General features: G+C 61.9%; 11 protein-coding genes. 4 read left to right on the forward strand and 7 right to left on the reverse strand.

The window, feature by feature from the left end; translation table 11 throughout:
* Nucleotides 1-261 precede the first annotated feature (261 nt).
* Nucleotides 262-3,213 (forward strand): type I restriction endonuclease subunit R, encoded by a 2,952-nt coding sequence (locus ACTVZP_RS21415; protein WP_443214169.1) that lies wholly within the window; start codon nucleotides 262-264, stop codon nucleotides 3,211-3,213.
* On the forward strand, nucleotides 3,200-3,529 hold the full coding sequence (locus tag ACTVZP_RS21420) for a M48 metallopeptidase family protein (RefSeq protein ID WP_443214170.1): 330 nt from the start codon (nucleotides 3,200-3,202) through the stop codon (nucleotides 3,527-3,529). The genes ACTVZP_RS21415 and ACTVZP_RS21420 overlap by 14 nt, the downstream gene beginning before the upstream one ends.
* Nucleotides 3,530-4,022: 493 nt before the next feature.
* On the opposite strand, the gene ACTVZP_RS21425 is transcribed toward ACTVZP_RS21420, so the two are convergent.
* The 4 genes from ACTVZP_RS21425 to ACTVZP_RS21440 form a co-directional block, all read right to left on the reverse strand.
* The gene (locus ACTVZP_RS21425) at nucleotides 4,023-8,258 is read right to left on the reverse strand and encodes a sacsin N-terminal ATP-binding-like domain-containing protein (protein WP_443214171.1); all 4,236 of its coding nucleotides are present in this window, start codon (nucleotides 8,256-8,258) and stop codon (nucleotides 4,023-4,025) included.
* Nucleotides 8,259-8,402: 144 nt separating this feature from the next.
* Nucleotides 8,403-8,702: a DUF4357 domain-containing protein gene (locus ACTVZP_RS21430; RefSeq protein WP_443214172.1), complete on the reverse strand. Its 300-nt coding sequence runs from the start codon at nucleotides 8,700-8,702 to the stop codon at nucleotides 8,403-8,405.
* The gene (locus ACTVZP_RS21435) at nucleotides 8,699-11,989 is read right to left on the reverse strand and encodes a TM0106 family RecB-like putative nuclease (RefSeq protein WP_443214173.1); all 3,291 of its coding nucleotides are present in this window, start codon (nucleotides 11,987-11,989) and stop codon (nucleotides 8,699-8,701) included. The genes ACTVZP_RS21430 and ACTVZP_RS21435 overlap by 4 nt, the downstream gene beginning before the upstream one ends.
* Nucleotides 11,990-12,146: 157 nt before the next feature.
* Nucleotides 12,147-12,416, reverse strand: coding sequence for a hypothetical protein (locus ACTVZP_RS21440; RefSeq protein ID WP_443214174.1), 270 nt, complete (start codon nucleotides 12,414-12,416; stop codon nucleotides 12,147-12,149).
* Nucleotides 12,417-12,555: 139 nt separating this feature from the next.
* On the opposite strand from ACTVZP_RS21440, the gene ACTVZP_RS21445 reads away from it, so the two are divergent.
* Both ACTVZP_RS21445 and ACTVZP_RS21450 read left to right on the forward strand, forming a co-directional pair.
* Entirely contained in the window at nucleotides 12,556-13,530 is a 975-nt protein-coding gene (locus ACTVZP_RS21445; protein WP_443214175.1) for a helix-turn-helix transcriptional regulator, read from the forward strand.
* A 24-nt stretch (nucleotides 13,531-13,554) separates the two neighbouring features.
* The gene (locus tag ACTVZP_RS21450; RefSeq protein ID WP_443214176.1) at nucleotides 13,555-14,220 is read left to right on the forward strand and encodes a hypothetical protein; all 666 of its coding nucleotides are present in this window, start codon (nucleotides 13,555-13,557) and stop codon (nucleotides 14,218-14,220) included.
* A 39-nt stretch (nucleotides 14,221-14,259) separates the two neighbouring features.
* Here the strand turns inward: ACTVZP_RS21450 and ACTVZP_RS21455 are convergent, their stop codons facing one another.
* The 3 genes from ACTVZP_RS21455 to ACTVZP_RS21465 all read right to left on the reverse strand — a co-directional run.
* Nucleotides 14,260-14,631, reverse strand: a complete 372-nt coding sequence (locus ACTVZP_RS21455; RefSeq protein WP_028031028.1) for a hypothetical protein — start codon at nucleotides 14,629-14,631, stop codon at nucleotides 14,260-14,262.
* Nucleotides 14,632-14,683: 52 nt separating this feature from the next.
* Nucleotides 14,684-16,606, reverse strand: a complete 1,923-nt coding sequence (locus tag ACTVZP_RS21460) for a DUF2793 domain-containing protein (RefSeq protein ID WP_443214177.1) — start codon at nucleotides 16,604-16,606, stop codon at nucleotides 14,684-14,686.
* An 11-nt stretch (nucleotides 16,607-16,617) separates the two neighbouring features.
* A partial coding sequence (locus tag ACTVZP_RS21465; protein WP_443214178.1) for a phage tail protein occupies nucleotides 16,618-17,866 on the reverse strand: 1,249 nt, incomplete at its 5' end.

A 17,866-nucleotide genomic window follows, 5' to 3' on the forward strand; every position in this document is an offset into this window, starting at 1 on the left:
GCAGAGTCCGCACAGCGGCTCCTCCGCCTGCTGCGAGACGGTGACGATCCGATCCTCAGAACGATCCGGCCAGGCTCCGGGCGCAGGCCGGCCATCCTTGCCTTCCCTGAACTCTTGAACATAGCCGAGGGGAGGAATGTGCTTTGAGCGTTATCCGCTACACACAACTGCGCTTGCGTGTAACGAAGCCCTACTTCGCTACACGCAAATGGGCTTGCTGTTTATCCGTGACACACAACGGCAGGCCAACGGTGCGGTGCGATGTCTGAGATCCGGATCAGTGAGGCTGGCACCGTCCAGTTTCCGATGGTGAGGCACGCCGCCGAGATCGGCTGGACGCCGATTGCGCCAGAGGTGGCCAAACAGAAGCGCGGTGGCGAAGCCGGTATGATGCTGCGTGACGAGCTCGAAGCGGCACTCAGCAAGTTCAATCCGTGGATGACGTCCGACGCCATCCGGCAGGTGGTAGAGAAGCTGGAAGCAATCCCGCCCACCATCGAGGGCAATCGCGACATGCTCGCCTGGCTGCGCGGCGAACGGCAATGGTACGACGAGGGTGAAAAGCGCCACCGCCACGTCCAGCTCATCGATTTCGAGCGTCCGGGCGAAAACGTCTTCCACGTCACTTGGGAATGGAAATTGAAGCCGCCGGCGCGCAAGGGCAACCGGGCGGATGTGATGTTCGTCATCAATGGCGTTCCCGTCTGCATCGTCGAGCACAAGAACCCCAAGGACGGCGGCGCCATTGATCGGGGTGTGACGCAGCTCAAGCGCTACGAGAAGGAGACGCCCGAGCTGATCGGCACGCCGCAGCTCTTCAACGTCACGCATCTGCTCGACTATTGGTATGGCGTCACCTGGAACGCCAACCGCCGCTACATGGCGCGCTGGAAGCAGAAGCCCGAGGAGACCTACAAGTTCGCGGTTCAGGCATTCTTCGAGCCCACCGACTTCCTCCTCACGCTCCGGGACTGGATCCTGTTCTATGTCGAGGACGGCGAGACGCGGAAATCCATCCTGCGTCAGCACCAGCGTGTTGCTGTCGACAAGATCGTAGAGCGGTGTGAGGACAAGGCCAAGAAGCGTGGGCTCGTGTGGCACACACAGGGCTCGGGCAAGACCTTCACCCTGCTTACCGCCGCACGCCTCATCCTTGAGGACAAGACGCGCTTCCAGAACGCCACCGTCATCCTCGTGGTAGATCGCACCGAGCTCGAAGGCCAGCTCAAGGGGTGGGTTGAGAAGCTGCTCGGCGAGATGCAGAGCCAAGATATCCCGGTCTGGCGGGCCAACTCCAAGACCGAGGTGCAGGATCTGCTCAAGACCGATAAACGCGGCCTGATCATCTCGATGATCCACAAGTTCGAGGGAATCGATAAAGACGCCAACACCCGCGAGAACACATACGTCTTCATCGACGAGGCACATCGCTCGGTCGCCAAGGACCTCGGCACCTACATGATGGCCGCAGTCCCGAACGCGACCATCATCGGCTTCACCGGCACACCCATCGCCAAGACGGCGCAGGGCGAAGGCACTTTCAAGATCTTCGGCACCGAGGACGAGCAGGGCTATCTCGACAAATACTCGATCCGTGAGTCGATCGAGGACGAAACCACGCTCCCCATCCGCCACACCATGGCACCGAGCGAGATGACCGTGCCCGCCGAGCGACTGGACAAGGAGTTCTTTGAGCTCGCCGCTGCCGAGGGCGTGACCGATATTGACGAGCTGAACAAGGTGCTCGACCGTGCCGTTGGCCTCCGCACTTTCCTCACCGCCGACGACCGAATTGAGAAGGTTGCCGCCTTTGTCGCCGAGCATTTCCGGGAGAAGGTCCAGCCACTCGGTTACAAGGCTTTTCTGGTCGGCGTGAACCGCGAAGCCTGCGCCAAGTACAAACGGGCTCTCGACAGGCTGCTACCGTCCGAGTGGTCAGAGGCAGTATACACGGACAATGCAGCGGACGTGGTTGACCGCCCACTGGTGGCCGAGGTGCAGCTATCGCCGGAACGCGAAGCCGATGTGAGGCTGCTCTTTAAGAAGCCGAACGAAGATCCCAAGATTCTGATCGTCACCGACAAGCTGCTAACCGGCTACGATGCGCCATTGCTCTACTGCATGTATCTCGACAAGCCGATGCGCGACCACGTGCTGCTGCAGGCCATCGCCCGGGTGAACCGCCCCTATGTCGATGCCAACGGGGTGCAGAAACGGGTTGGCCTCGTCGTCGACTTCGTGGGCGTGCTACGCGAGCTGAAGAAGGCCCTGCAGTTCGACAGTTCCGACGTCAGTGGCGTGATCGAGGATCTGGACCTCTTGCTCCAGGATTTTCTTGGCCGGATCGAGAAGGCGAAGGGCGACTTTCTCGACGTCGACGACGAGGGCAGCGCCGACGAGAAGCTGGAGAAGCTGGTGTATGGCCGGTTTCTCGACCCTGAGCCGCGCAAGGCGTTTTTCGAGGCCTACAAGGAAATCGAAGCCTTGTGGGAAATCCTCTCGCCGTCGCCCAAACTGCGCGATCACATCACAACGTTCAAGCGCCTCGCGCAGCTCTATGCTGCCGTGCGGAATGCCTATGCCGACCGCGTTGGTTACCTCGCAGACCTTGCCTACAAGACGCGCCGCCTGGTCGAGGAGAGCGCGACGCAGGAAGGCCTAGGGAAGCTGACCAAGACCGTGACCTTCGACGTCAAGACGCTGGAAGGCCTGCGCGGCGAACCTGGCTCGGATGAGGGCAAGGTATTCAACCTCGTGCGCGGACTTCAAAAGGAGATCGAGGACGAGGCGGATACAGCGCCGGTTCTGCAGTCACTGAAGGACCGGGCCGAGCGGATCCTGAAGGATCTGGAGAATCGAAACACCACTGGTCTCGCGGCCATGGACATGCTGGCGGCGCTGGCAAAGCAAAAGGAGGAGGCGATCAAGGCCGCCAAGGATAGCGGGCTCTCCGCGCGAGCGTTTGGTGTCTACTGGAACCTCAAGGACGACGAACCTCTCCGTAACGCCGGCATTTCTGCCATGGAACTGGCGCGCGACGCGGAAACTGAAATGCATCGTTTCCCGAACGCCAGGGTCAATGACGACGAACGTCGGAAGCTGCGCGCCACCCTCTACCGCCCGCTTCTCGGGCTCGGCAAAGAGGATCGCGGCCGGGTTGTAGATCTGGTGCTGGCGATCCTCCTCGACGGCGATCACGATGCCGAGTCCTGAAGACCGACGCGCCTTTCTCCGCGCCCGGGTCGACTACTGGTGTGAGCGTCTGAAGGCGACACCGCGCATCGTCCGAATCCAGCGCATGACGCGCAAGTGGGGATCATGCTCAACCGGCGGTATCGTCACACTTGCCGAGGACCTGGCCGATCAGGAGAAGTGCTTCCAGGACTTCGTGATCGCGCACGAGTTGCTGCATCTACGGGTTCCCAACCATGGCAAAGTCTTCAAGGCGCTGATGACAGCGCATGTGCCCCGCTGGCGTGAATATGAGAAGCACCGCTTGGCCGGAAATCGGTCTGGGGTTTCTCGATGATCGGGCATCACCACGCAAGTCCCACTCGAGGGTCGAAGGGACAGCCCAGCCACTTCGTAATTCGACCAAAGGTTCGATTTCTGTTCCTTCTCAAAGTATGTCCCTGAAATCGAAGTGTTCAGCAGGCAGGAGATTAACCTCTGTAAATTCAATGCCTTGATCGAAATTCACCAAATCGGCGAAGTCAACAGGTCCGGAGAATATCGGCCCTGAGAGACCGCTTTCGGCTCTCGTGGCACAGGGGCCAGTGCTCAGCCTCTCCTGCATAACCCCCGAAAACAACGGAAAAATCCGGCCGCAGCCGGATCGGGAGAACGCTTTCGCGAGGGCAAGTGGCGGAGGGGATGGGCCTGCGGTCCAACCTTCTCCACCTCGCAACACACTGATTCTACGATGTTAAATAACGCCTCACTTCAGTCTGTGGTTTTGCGCCGAGAGTTTTGCACCTCGCGATGCCGTCATGGAAGAGCGACAACCACCCTATCTCCTGCCTTCAAGTATGTCTTGTAGCAGCAACGTGCGCTTCGGGCTGCTCTTCTACTAGGGGCTCGGCGACGACCAAATCAAACTCCTCTCGTCCGTTCACCTTGTCGACCAACAATTCTCTTTCGGTCCGTATCGCTTCTCCCCGAGCAGAAGGGTTGCGCACTACAGTCAGTTGGGCTTGGTCGCGACCTCCTTCGCTAAAGCTGATCCGATATATGAAGTATCGTTCACCCAGGTTGTTTGCGGCTAGCCATTCATTGTCCGAAAATCGAACACTGCCGGACTTTGTCTCGATAAACCGGCTGACCAGTTCAATTCTTGTTGGATTCTTTAGGAATGCCGAACGATCCTCTTCGCTGTCAAAAGTAAGATAGTCACAGCCAAAAGCCCTTGTGCCCTGCAGGTGGGCAACCAGCTGAGGCCAACGACCGTTGGCGCGTTCGAACGCTGCAGTCCAATGCTCCGCATCCGCCGCACGGTGTGGGTCTGTAGCATTTGGACTTGGGACGTGACCTGTAGGCCCTGAAACGCGTAGCGTGCGCCGCGGGAAAGGCGCGCGCTCCAACGACGTATTGTTCTGCGGCTGACGCTGTTGAACAGTCAACTCGACCTCGGATGGTTTGGCTCCATTTTGAACCTCGTCCGGGTCTGGCCCCAGCTCGTCGTTCCCGCTATCCGCTGCGGATGAAGCTAGCCCACCGCGCGACTTGTTCGCGGCCGCTGCCGGCCCGGCAGCCAACGTCTCCGCATCTACGTCTGGTGCAAACGGAGAGACAAACGCGTGATCGATGCCTCCGATCAACGAAGCAAGTTCTTCCTGGCTAAATGAAGGTAGGGCACGTTGAAGATGGGCGCGACGCAGCGCGTCCGTAGAAGCCGACAAGAAAGGCATAAAGTCTGCGCCGCTTTGTAGTTCAAAAAGCTCCGCAAGCCCATCCGCCACTGCATGGCATCCGAGATCCATCACCTCTTCAAAGCTTCGGGTGCCGTCGACTGTAATGACCAATGTGTCACCATCGAAGCTGTGACGCCATGGGTCCAATTTCTCGACGATCGTGGCGCCGTTGATTGACAGCTCCATCTCGGCATGAGACGCGACCTTGAGCTGAACTGCTTCTAGGCGACGTAGATGAGTGCCGTCAGGAGATAGCGCTTTGCGGAGGGCGGCTATGTAAGGCTTCGATAGATCAAAGCGTGACCGCAAAGTTGTGGAATCGCCCTCTACAACCTCATCTACGGCGCAAAGCCTGAGATTGAGCGCATCCTTCTGCAGTGTGGAGACACCGAAACGCGCCATCACCTGTTTAGCATTCCGACGAGACGGTAAATCGAGGAGTCGCAGGTGGGACTTCGCAACTGAAGGAAAGTCATCGCGCTGAGCGTAAAGAACCCCCTCCCGTTCAGCCCAAACTCGGCGCCCTGCAAACTGGACAGGTAGTTTGCCTTCTGTACGAAATGTAATTCCGTCCACTCCCCCGAGCTCCGGGTCGAACGCTTCTCGTTCCAAGATCTGGAGAAAAAGTCTGCTCCCTACCTCGGGCTTGATCTGCCTTGCTGGAAGTGAAGCAAGAAGCCGATACACCTGTGCTTCGGGGAGGTCATCCAAATTTCGCACCACGCCTGCACGCTCAAGGCCTCTTCGCCAATGTGCCTTATCGAGTCCGAATTCTATCTCGCTAGTCGAACTGGGTGCGCGGGGCGCCTCGAATAGTGCTGAGAGAACCCCCGGCTCGATCATTGCGTCTCTTGGTGCGTGGCGCTGTCCGTCTTGGCAATCGAGCCATGCACTCGTTTGGATATCGAGATGAACCGAGTTGGGGAGAGCTCCCGGAAATGTCCGAAACTTTGATAAGCCGTTTTCTCGAGCTTCTAACCTAACGCTGAAAGCCGGAATAGGGGCAAGGGGATCAAGCCGCGGATCATGAGCAAGCCATGCTAGAATGGCCTCAGCCGGTGCATCACTTAGAATACGTTCAAGTCCGTCGACGGTGTCATGAGTTGCATTGACCGTGTAGCCCCAAGAAAGATTCGAGCTTTTAATCTCTCTTGAGGTGTTTCCGTCCGTAACCTGAAAGTTCTCAGGTAGCGCGTCAATCACCGATTGACGCCATTTCACTGGCAGAGGTCCGCTTATCTTTCGCGGCCATGGATTGATACCAAGCCATATGAGGAACTCGACCAAATCAACAGGCTCTTCGCCGAAGCCATTTTCAAGTGGTGTGCCGATCAGTAGTTCGGGCCGACCAGGATAGAGAGCCGCCGTGGTTCGTCCAATTATTCCATAATCTTCAGAGAGATGGACGGTTGTTATGTCGCGCCATTGTCCATCTTTGCATCGTACTCGAAAAACCCCTTGAGGCGTGTTTCGGCCCCGGTCATGCAGAGTGTAGATCGTGGCCAACAAACTTGCTTGCAGATGGTCAGGATTGCTTCGTTTCTTCTTCAGAAGGTCCGTTACTCTGCTGCGAAGCGCTGCGATGACCGCTTCCGCGCTGTACTCAACGACACGGAACCCTTTCAGCGAGTGGATTTTGTCGCGGACGACATTTCCCGATGTCTCAGTTAGTAGTTCGGTCCAAAGCTGTGGATGGATGAAGCGCGCGTTCGCCCATTCGGGAAGCCCGTGTCGCTTGGCTACGTTGGAGGGAGGGGGAAATGCCGTGGCCGTCGATGACATTTCCTTACCTTTGATGTCGATCAACAAACGCCGATCGTGTTGGTCTTCTGGAAAGGCTTTCGCGATGCCTACTATCGCCTTTGCACGCTCAGAGAAACTGAGGTCTGCGTCCCGAAGTGTATTAAGAAGATCTCTCGTGCTCACCATCGGCACACCCAGTTCGTGCCTCAGGAGCGCCTCTGCGGCAGTTGAACTGACGCTGGCGAGTTGGCCGAAAAGTCGTGCTGGCAGGTACTCAGCATAGTTTATTGGACCAATTCGTGCATTGTTGGGTTTGCGCCAAACACGATCCATACACCGGACGATGGGTAGATCTTTTGCCCGCAGCCATGCGGCCTCTGCGACTGGTTTCAGCGCGTCTGGAAATTTCTGATGCGCAATAAGCCAGTCAAGCGGTTCAGAAATTCGGCCCATTTTGCGGAGCTCGGTGAGCATTTCGGCGTGTAGACGACCAAGAGCTCGCAGAACCTCGATGTTGTGCTGCGAATCTTCATTGATCGTCTTGCGGCTAGAGTCGAGTTCCAGTGTGGCGTGGAAGAGGCCTGAGAACGGTAGCGGCAGAGAGGTTGGGAAGAAGCTGTGCAACTTGCCAGGCGCATTCGTTTCGCCAGCCCTTATGGCTATGGCGAGTTCAAATTCCCGTACGTTTTCTTTCTCTCCAATAGTACCTACTTGCTGCCTGACAATCCAATCCTGAGTGCTGGTCTCCGAACCACATTCGAGCAACAGCGATACATCGCCGTTGTCTTTCACACCCTTTGTCCATCTCTTCTCATCATAGTCGAGCAGTCGAATGCAGATTTCGTCCAACGCTCGGACGAATAAAAGAAAGCTAGGCTGGAACTGAGTTGCTTGCTCAATGACTCTCTTCAGTGCTTTGGTACTGCCGAGTGGAGCGGCGATGACTGTGTCATATCCATCTTCCCGAAGTCTGCGGGCATGCCGCACAACAGCCTGCGTGCCGCATTCACTCAGTGAGTCTAGTTCCGCACCGGTGGCGGGAAACACAAGCAATGGAGGTAGGTTGATAGTATCCCCGCTGAAGCTAGCGGCAATCTCAGCGTTCTGATTAGCTAGCTCAGCAACCATGGCGCGTGCATGGGTCCGCGAGAACCCCAACTCAAGCGCACCACTGATGATAATGGGGGCCTCAGTCCAATTCAGGATCGCACGAAACCCCAGCCCCTTCGCGCCGATCATGCGCGCCGCGCGCGTTGGCTTGTCGCTGGTGTGTGCCGTCATCAGGGACGCGACACCACCTCTCCGGAACGGCTGCCCAGTGTTGGCGACGTATAGTGCCTCCGGCGTCACCTCGATTAGGACACGTCCAGAACCACCCACCTCGCTTGCCGCGTCCGCTGCGTTTTGAACGAGCTCCAGAAGCTCGCGACCGGCATAATCCGCCGTCGTCTGCTTTTCGGTGCGTGAATGCCCTAGAAGGAAGGCGGGTTTCTCGAGATATGCCTTGCACGTAGATTTCAGCTCAGCAGAAATAAACGCAGCCCATGCCTCGCCTGTCATGTGCGCGTCGTGCGCTCTGGCACTGATCTCTTGTTTTACGGACATTCAGTACATCTCAGTTCGCGACGCATAAGACTGCTTTCACTTAATCTGTTGCCAGAACTTACACACTTCATTTGCTCGCCCAACCTCTGTCCCGATCTCAGCGAACAGGACAGTTATCCGAGCGCTTCCTTGATCGTCTTGCCATCACGAGCCCTGCGCCAGCTTTGGGGTCCACTGCAGTTTCCATCCTTGACGACCCCCCCCGGCCACACTGGAGCTGCCGAAGAGGTGATCGCGCGCAAAACGATACAAGTCAGGGTCACTGTCAGGGACGAGGACTGCCTGCCGAACTAGACGGTCACGCTCCTCGCGATCCCGCTTCACACGAGGGGAGCCTTCCCGCATCGCCGTCGAGCCCGTGCGGACAAGGAAGCCACCGGCCTCGGGGCGGCCATAGGCCTGAGCCTTCTGCGGACGCATTTCAAACCACTCGTTCTCGCTCATGCACTTCCTCTTTCGTTCTGTTTGAATACGGGCAAAGCACAGAGCGTGTTCACAAGCCGCATCTGCTCGACCGTCTCGCATTTCGCCTCGCGCAGACGCGGCGCGCCGAAGACCAGTGCCAGCCCCTTGGCACGCGATACCGCAACGTTGATGCGGTTGAGCGAGAACAGGAACTCCATCCCGCGCGAGGTTTCCTCGGCCGAGGACGCGGTCATCGAGACAAGGCAGACCGGCGCCTCCTGTCCCTGGAACTTGTCCACGGTGCCCACACGGATAGCGTCCGGCAGCGCGTCGCGCAGGGCGTTGACCTGCGCGTTGTAGGGGGCGACGACGATGATGTCGCTGGCCTGCATCGGGCGGGTGGTGCCGTCCTTCTCTGTCCACGTTCCAGTCAGCAACTCGGCCACGGCCGCTCGGATCGCTTCAACCTCTTCGGCTGCGATCTGCGCGTTGCCCTCGTGAAGGACCGGCACCCAGAATGCTCCGGCCTGGGGGAAGCGCGTCTCAAGGACGGCCTGCCGCGCGGTGTCGGGGTGGCTGTTCAGCCGCCCCTCATAGACCTGGTCCGAGATGAAGCGACAGACCTCGGGATGCATCCGGCGCGAGACGGGCAGGAAGATGCCACGGTCCGGCGGCACGGTCGCATGGTCGCCCAGCATCCAGTCAAGGCAGGACAGGTTCGCAGGCTCAGGATGCGCCCCCTGGATCACCTGCGGCAGTTGGCGCGGGTCACCGACCAACACGATATTGCGCGCCGCCCGGCCCATGGCGACCATGTTAGCCAGACCCACTTGCCCCGCTTCGTCCACGAAGAGCCAGTCGAAGGCCTGCACATTCTCGTCGCGAGAGAAGAACCACGCCGTCGCGCCGACAACATGCCGGCCGCCCGCCGCATCGTCATTGCTGGTGGTGCGGCGCACCGGGCAATCCTCGGGGTAGCCGTCATCGTCGCCGCTGGTCTTGTGAACCAGATCCAGCGTGATCGGCAGATCGTCATCCTCGAGAGCACTCAGGCAACCCATCAGGACGTTGCGGATCGCTTCGTGGCTGTTCGAGGTCACGCCGACCCTTGCGCCTTTCCGCACCAGCGACAGGATCGCCCGGGCAGTGACATAGGTTTTGCCCGTGCCGGGCGGTCCCTGGATCGGCAGCACGGTTTCGTCCATCGCCCCGACCGCCGCGATGGTGCCCGCAACGGGGTCGACCACGGACACCAGCGGGCCGGTTTTCAGATGGGGTGCTGCGCGCGACAGCAGATCGTCGACCGCCCGCCAGGCGCGCGGCCCGCATTGGTCGGCGATGACGTCACGCAAGGCGCCAGGGATGGGTTTGGGGTCAAGTGGCCAGTCGGGGTGCAGGTTCACCCGGTCACCCAGAAGATGATCCTTCCCCGGGCCGGCCTTCACCGTGACCTGCCGTGCCTTGCGATCCATGTCGATGATGCTGACCGAGATCGGCGGGCCATCGAACACTGGCACCGTCGCGCCCTTTCCGGAGCGAAGCTTCGTCTCTTGCAGCGGGAAGCGATAGCTGCGGGCGAAGGACCGCTTGACCGGCTCGATCGGACCAATCGCTTCCAGCCCCGCCAGCGCGTCCAGATTGTCGAGCAGGTCGTCCTCGTCCTTGGACGCGGAGTCGAACACTGCCCATTGCGCGGGCTTGGCCTCGCGCTTGTGGAAAAGGCCGAGGTTGAACAGCAGCGCCTGCCGGTCCTCGGGCAGGTCTGACGCGGCAAGTGCCGTGCGCAAGGCCTGCGCATCGGCATCTTCCTCAGTCTCTTTCGGCCCGGCATCTGGGGCCAGCGTAGGCCACGTCCCCGCAGGCCGGATACCCACAAGCCAGTCGCGCAGTTCCTCGGTCGAAATGCAGTCGATGCGATTGTAATCCTCAATCTCATCGAGGATCTGCTGGTCCTGCGTTTCGCGCCAGCGTTCATAGGCGACAACCGATCCGCCCGCCGTCTTGACCTCGCCCTCGCGCACCCGACCGTAAAACGCCTCCATCGACTTGATGGAATAGTTGCGTTCCGATCCGATCAACCCGCCGCGCACGACCGCGAACAGATCGACAAAGCGCCGTTCGCGCAGCAATCGGTCAAGGAACGCCTCGCCGATCCCATATTTCGTGGACAGGCGGCGCAGCGCGGTGATCTCGTAGGCCGCATAATGATAGATGCGGGCGTTCGGGAACGCCTCCAGCCGCGCGCGGAAGAAGGCCAGTAGCTCCGCGAGCACCTTGGCCTCGGCCGCGTGGTCATGCGCCCAGAAAGCGCGGAACTGCCCGTCGCACCAGACGCCGTGCAGATATTCGAGGCCGCCCTCGTAGTGCGGATCGCCTTCGATGTCGTAGAACAGATCGCCCGGCTGCGGTTCCGGGAGCAGGTCAAATCCCTTGCCGGGCTCGGGTGCGCGCAACTCGAAGGACGGGGCGCCGGTCTTGCGGGCGTGCTGCAACCGGGCCTGTGTCACCAGTCGCCCGCGGGTGCCCTCGGCCATGCCCCGCACCGGGCGATCCCGTTCCGCAAGAGCCGCCATCGTGATGATCCCGGCCGCCTCCAGCTTCTTGACCTGCCCGCGGCTGATGTTCGCCACGTTGAACAGGCTGTCCTCGGCCTGCCAGACGCTTTCGCAATGATCGGCCCAGCGACAAAGCCCGCAGTCGGCGCAGGGGATTGGCCTAGTCGGCGTCGGCTCCGCCACGAAGGCCTCCAGCCGCCCCCGCGCCGCCCGGGCGTAGTGGGCGTAGTCCGCAAGCCGAAGGGTCGCGCGCTCGCCGGTGCCCAGTTCGACATGGGCGAATTCCGGCGCGACACCCTGCACTTCGGTCAGCAAGTCAGAGTACAAGACCAGTTGCAGCACATGCTTGGGATGCGGCCTGCGCTTCAGCTTGGTATCGGCCACTTCATAGCTGAAGGGCCCGAGCGCCGATGGGCGCTCCACGCGCTCTAGGAAGTCCGACCAGCCGCCCCAGGTGCCGGACAGGAAGGCCCCCTGAAAAACCACTTCGGCACCCTGAGCCAGCGCCGCTTGGGTCGCTTTCGCATCGGCGACCAGATCGCCTCGGGGAATTTCCAGCACGGCTTTCCCGGCGGACTTCAGCTTCTGCAGATGCCCTGCTTCATGCGCATCGCCCTGTTTCTGAAGCAGCGCCGCATCCTCGGTATCCTCGCCCGGCTCCGGCCCCTCGCCGCGCAGGCGCATCAGGTCGAGCGTCGTTGCGTGGGCACAGCCCATGAACCGCATCAGGTCGGTCGCCGAGAAAAGGATGTTGCCGCCGAGGTTTCTCATGGTCGCCTTGAAATCGTAAATGAGCGCAACCCGAAGCGGAATCGTCTCGTCAGGTCACAGGTTCTTCAATAATCTCCTGGGGTGTCAATTCCTGTCGGGCTCGGGGCGCCAATAAATCGGCGTGCCCCCCGCTGAACCTTGCGCAGGTTCAAGCCAACTACACATCACCCTCTCGCACGATCCGGAGGCTCTTCGGCGCGATCAGCGAGGGCGGCTTGCCTTTTGCGCCCATGCGCAGCGAAAAGCCACGACTGACAAGCGAGGCCGCCTCGTCCAGCGTCCGGACATAGGTCGCGTGTTCGGCGTGGTGTTTGTGTTTGCCATGCGCCGGATCGGCAAGCTGATAGCCCTTAGACGTGACGACAGGCTCCTCGACGCTGCCGACACGCGATGAAACCCTTTCGATCCTGATGACACGACCAGCCATTGTTCTTCCTCTCAATTCGTTGGTGCACCTGCCGGGCCAAGGAACTGGTGATGGAAATCACTCGGGAATCGGCTCGACAGGTCGCACCAACCTTCCTAGCCTGCAGGGGTGACAATATCTGACAGGCTTGCGAGGCCGCATGTCGTTTTCCAAGGCTCAAGATCTGATCCGTCTTGCCCAGATTGCCGCTGCACGGCGCGGCGGCGTCAGTCTAGAGGATATCTGCGAGGAATTCGGCGTCTCGCACCGCACCGCGCAGCGAATGACCGATGCGCTTGAGGAGACTTTCGGCAATGTCGAAGCTGAGGATGGAGAGGACCGCAAGCGGCGCTGGCGGCTGGTAATTTCCGGCTTGTCGCAGTTGCAACTGCGGCACGAAACCGGTGTCGAAGCGCTGGACATCGCGGCCCGAACGGCCGAGTCCGAGGGAAGGCTGCGCCACGCCAAGGCCTTGAACGACCTGCGCGATGGCATGCTCGCGCGGGTTCCCGCCCGGGCGCGGGTCGAGGCGGATGCCGAGGCAGTGCTGATGGCGATGGGCCAGGTCACAAGGCCCGGACCGAAGGTCAGCCTTCAACCGGCAATCCTTGACGCGATCATCGAAGCCCTGCGTGGTCCCTTCCGTCTACGCGTGCGTTATAATCAAGACGCAGCGCCTCGCGTCCTGGAACCGCACGGCGTGCTATTGGGCCATCGGACCTATCTGGCTGCCCGCGATCCGGCCAAGGCCGATGAGGTGCGCAACTTCCGAATCGACCTCATCCACGAGGCCGAGACACTGAACGAAAGCTTCGCCTTGCAGGAGGGATTCACCATCGCCGAATACGCCGCGCAGGCCTTTGGCGTCTGGCAGGATCCGGCGCAATACGGCGAGGTTGTCTGGCGGTTTGCCCCGGAGGCCGCCGATCGGGCCGCAGGCTTCCGCTTCCATCCGCGGCAGGTGTTGGAACCGCAGGCCGATGGCAGCCTGATTGTGCGTTTCCACGCGGCGGGTTGGCTCGAGATGGCCTGGCATCTCTACCAATGGGGCGACAAGGTCGAGGTGCTGTCCCCGCAGGTACTGCGCGACATGGTCGAAGGGCACCGCCGCTCAGACTTTGTCGCCATGCCGTGACCCGAATTTGAGAGGATCCATTTGATGCCTGACACACTGACTTTCGCCACCCTCAAGGGAAAACAGCGTGCCATTCGGGCAGGTTTCCCCGAGACGATGGGCCTGCGCGTCCACCGCGCCATCAGCTGGATCGGTCGGGCCGAGGCATGCGACGGGGACGACGACGCCCGTTTCATCTTCCTCTGGATCGCCTTCAACGCCGCTTATGCAGACGAACGAGAGTTCCAGTCGATTCCGCAGGGCGAACGCGCGGCCTTCCTTGACTACTTCGGACGGCTGACCGCATTGGACAGCGAGCGCCGCATCTACAAGGCTGTCTGGCAACGCTTCTCCGGGCCGGTGCGCCTGCTTCTGGACAACCGCTATGTCTTCAATCCGTTCTGGCAGCACCACAACGGGATCGACGGGTTCGCGGATTGGGAAGATCGCTTCAAGGCATCGGCTCGGTCCTTTGCACAAGCGTTTCAGGCTGGCGACAGCGCGCGGGTGCTGAGCTTCGTTTTCGACCGTCTCTATGTCCTACGCAATCAGCTGGTGCATGGCGGGGCGACCTGGAACAGCGGGGTCAACCGAGCCCAGGTGCGCGACGGGGCTGCGATCCTTGCATTCCTCGTTCCGGTGTTCGTTGACCTGATGATGGATAACCCTGCAGGTGACTGGGGCCGCCCCTTCTATCCGGTCGTTCCCTGAGAAACCGACCTACCAGAAGCGCAACCAGACGTTCTCACATCAGTCGGCAGTGCGACCCCGGCCCAGCATCCGATTGTCGATCTGAGGCTCGTCCCACTTTCCCGCAACCGACAGCCACTTCTCGATCTCGGCCTGCATGGCCGGATTTCCGGCATGAAGTTGGAAGGTGTAGAGGCGGTTTACGACATCGCGCATCAGTGCCTGCATCTCGTCGTCGTCGATCCGCGACACGTCGCGCCATGGGATACGGTTGCCGTCGGCATCGAGGACGAGGACGTCGGACCAGTCGCCGGTTTTCGTGACCGGAACCGTTCCGGCGTGCAGGTCTTCGAGGCGCGAGTTTCGGACACACAGAATCGCCATCGCTTTGGCGAGCTTTGCGGCGATACGTTTTTCGGCTTCTTCGTTCATGCGCCGAGCCTAATGCCGCGCTGTTCTCAGGACTATAGGCAAAGCGCTCTGCTCAAAAATCCGTCTCCAGATAGACCCCGGCGCAGTCGTAGGCGACGGCGGCGGCCGTCGCGCCGGTGTTCAGGAACAGCCGCGGCGACAGGAACTGCGTCGCGGCGGGCAGGTCAGCGGTGATCTCCTGCTCGAATACCGCGCCTGAGACCTCGTCGACCACCCGCACCCAGACGGATGATCCGTTCGGCGGCGCGGCGATGAACAGGGTCAGCACCCCGCCCGTGGCGATGGCGAAGGACGCGCCCATGTCGGTGAGCGTCGGCGCCCCGGTGCCGTCGTTCGCGACCAGTTGCCAACGGGTGTGCGTCCCGCGCTGGAAGCCGATGCCGATGCAGTTGATGGCGGCTGCGAGCGTCAGCGTGGTGGCGAGCGCGGCGGTGGAGCCGTAGAGGCCGAAGAAGCCCATTCCGGTCGCCTGCAACGTCGTCAGCGAAATCCGCGTCACGAAGGTCCAGCCGCCGAGGCCCGCCGCGTTCCCGCGCCAGCAGGCCCAACCTGCGGAGCGCTGATCGGCCACCGAGTCCACGACGGCCGCCGAGGTCAGACGCCAGCGCCGCATGCTGGCGGCCAGGTTCGTGGAGACGAGGGTCGGGTGTGAGACGGTGCCGACCGAGGTGATCGGCAGGCCCTCGGTCGTGATCGTGGTGCTGACCGAGGGGGACCAATTGGCGATGCGGTTCACCCCAAAGTGGGGCTGGAGCGGGAAGTCCCGGCCGGAGGGGCGCATGACGTCGATCCACGGCGCACCGGCGCGGCTGCGCGCATAAAGGGTTGCCTTCCCTGTGGGCGGCGGAGATGGCGCTGCGGCAAGCCCCGGCAGAACCGTGGGCTGTGGCAGTTCCACTTGGCCGCTGGTGCGGTCGGTGCGGATCGCGTCGAAGAAGGCCGAGCCATCCGGGCTGACCTTGAAGCTGAAGTCGTCGTTGCCGAGGAGCCCGATCAGCGCTCGGGCGGAGAAGCCGGTCTTGAAGGCAAAGGCCGCGTCATTCCCTGCCGCCGCCTTGTTGACGGTGGCCTCGATCCCGGCGCCTGCGTTGTTCAGCAGCACAGCAGGCGTGTTGACCGAAACCCGGTTGTAACTGTCCGCTGTGGCCCCGCCGAGGCCCAGAAGCTGCGCGGTCAGGTTCGCCTGCGGCATGCCAACTTGTGTGACGGCATTGGCGAAGGTTACCGTCGGCGTATTGATGACGGTCGTGCCGCCCGCACCGGCGCTGGCCGAGCCGATGTTCACGACCGTAGTCGATCCGGACGCGCCGCCGGTCCCGATGTTCAAGGTCTTGGTGACGCCCGTCGTCGTGGCGCCGATGCCCATGCCATAGGTGGCGGTCGTCGTCGCCGTGCCGATGCTTGCGCTGGCGGCCGAAACGGTAACCGTACCCGAGGCGGTCAGCGTCCCGGAAAACGTCTTGTTGCCGGTGAAGGTCTGCGTGCCCGCCAGGATCGCGAGTTCCGACGAGGTATTCGGCAGCGTGAAGCTGCGGGTGGTTCCGGCGCTGATGCCTGCCAGCGAGAAGGTGGCCTTCTTCGTCGGGTCTGCGTCGTTCACCAGGCTGAAGACTGCGTCCGACACGTCGCGCGGCTCGGCCACCACCTCCCAGGCGCTGCCGGTCCAGACGAGGAACAGCCCCTCGGCCGCGACCCAAGTGAGCCAACCGGTGCGCGGCACAAGCCGGATCCATGCCCCGTCGATCCAGAGAGCGATGTTCAGATCCCACCCGGCCCAGAGGCCGGTCGCGCCGGAGGCAACGAGGTGCCGGTTGCCGTCCGCAGGGCTAGCGGGCGGTGTGGTGCGGGTGCGGTCGAGAACCGACAGCTGCACCATGGCATCGAGCAGCCGCAGCGCCTCGTTGTGGGTGACATGCTTCTGCGCCTGAGCCGCTAACAGGTAAGGCAGGCCCAGATGGGTCGTGGTGTCGGACATGGGGGTTCCCGTCAGAACTGAAGGGTTACGGTCGCAGGCGTGCCGCGGCCGAGGCGGTTCGAGAGCTGAAAGATGCGGATCGCCAGCGTCTCGCCGGGCCCGAGCGGTGCGCCCCAATCGGCGGTCTGCTGGGCAGCGGTGTAGAGGACAGAGGGCGTGCCACTGCTCAGAGTGCGCTTGACGGCGGCCCCGTCGAGGATCTGGACATCGTAGCTTTCCAGGTCTTCTGCGAGCGGCACCTCGACCTGTTCCCAGGCATCGGCGACCAGCAAGCGGGACCGTCGTGTCCAGCGAATGGTCAGGTCGCCCGGGCTGCGCGCGATCCGCCACGGCTGTTCGACATGGACCGGGGCGAAGGGCACGAGGCCCCGCCCGGTCGGGGTGAAGCCCAGCGCGGCATAGCTTGCGTCACTGACCGCCCGCGCGGCCGGGCCGATCCGCCAGTTCCAAGGCAGGCCGAGGTCAGCCTCGGCGATAGGCAGCGGGGCTAGCGTCGCGTCCAGCACCACGACCCGCGCTCCGGCCGGGGCCGGGTTGCCCATCGCGTGCTCCGTCCCACGCTGGCCGCGCAGGAGGCGGGTGAGCCGGTATCGGCCTGGGGCGATTAGTTCGGCCGCGCCCGCCTGGACGATCTCCCTTTGGCCAGCGGCACTCTCGACCGCAATTGCATTGGCCCCGCCAAAGAGCGCGACGTCCGTCACGCTCTCGAGCGTCCCCGACAGCAGATCGACGACCAGCGCATTGCCCAGATCGAAGCGGGACGTCGGGCCGGGAAAGAAGTCGAAGGCCAGCGTACCGATCCGCGCCCGACTGCCGAAGGTCGTCAGGAGGTTGAAGCCATCCGTCGACGCGCTGCGGAACACGGCGATCTCACCCGGCCAGGGGCTGGCATGGGCGGCGATCAGGGGGCGATGGCCGGGTTGGTCCTCGCTGATCTGCGGCAGGTCCAGCATCACCACCTCCGGCGTCCCGAAGACGACGGGGCTGGCGAGCGACGCGGGCCGCGGATCGCCAGGTGGCAGATCGTAGGCGGCCCGGTCCTGGCGCACCGCCTCGATCCCGCGCGCCTCGGCATCGGCCACCGATACGAGCCGGAATTCCACTTCACGGCCGTCATGCGCGAGCCGGATCACGTCGGCCGGATCGAGAGCGAGGCGCGAGGGTGGCAGGCGGAAGGTGGCACTTTCCCGGCCGATCCACGCTTCCATCAGCGCGCGGCGGCAGCGGCGTTCGGCTTCCTCGGGCGGAATGGCCATCGGG

The organism is Rhodobacter sp. NSM (assembly GCF_052244495.1).
Taxonomy (GTDB): Bacteria; Pseudomonadota; Alphaproteobacteria; order Rhodobacterales; family Rhodobacteraceae; genus Cereibacter_A.

Bases quoted from the DNA above. Each gene is read 5' to 3' on its own strand.
- ACTVZP_RS21415 (WP_443214169.1), top strand. From the start codon at position 262: ATGTCTGAGATCCGGATCAGTGAGGCTGGCACCGTCCAGTTTCCGATG.
- ACTVZP_RS21420 (WP_443214170.1), top strand. From the start codon at position 3,200: ATGCCGAGTCCTGAAGACCGACGCGCCTTTCTCCGCGCCCGGGTCGAC.
- ACTVZP_RS21425 (WP_443214171.1), bottom strand. From the start codon at position 8,258: ATGTCCGTAAAACAAGAGATCAGTGCCAGAGCGCACGACGCGCACATG.
- ACTVZP_RS21430 (WP_443214172.1), bottom strand. From the start codon at position 8,702: ATGAGCGAGAACGAGTGGTTTGAAATGCGTCCGCAGAAGGCTCAGGCC.
- ACTVZP_RS21435 (WP_443214173.1), bottom strand. From the start codon at position 11,989: ATGAGAAACCTCGGCGGCAACATCCTTTTCTCGGCGACCGACCTGATG.
- ACTVZP_RS21440 (WP_443214174.1), bottom strand. From the start codon at position 12,416: ATGGCTGGTCGTGTCATCAGGATCGAAAGGGTTTCATCGCGTGTCGGC.
- ACTVZP_RS21445 (WP_443214175.1), top strand. From the start codon at position 12,556: ATGTCGTTTTCCAAGGCTCAAGATCTGATCCGTCTTGCCCAGATTGCC.
- ACTVZP_RS21450 (WP_443214176.1), top strand. From the start codon at position 13,555: ATGCCTGACACACTGACTTTCGCCACCCTCAAGGGAAAACAGCGTGCC.
- ACTVZP_RS21455 (WP_028031028.1), bottom strand. From the start codon at position 14,631: ATGAACGAAGAAGCCGAAAAACGTATCGCCGCAAAGCTCGCCAAAGCG.
- ACTVZP_RS21460 (WP_443214177.1), bottom strand. From the start codon at position 16,606: ATGTCCGACACCACGACCCATCTGGGCCTGCCTTACCTGTTAGCGGCT.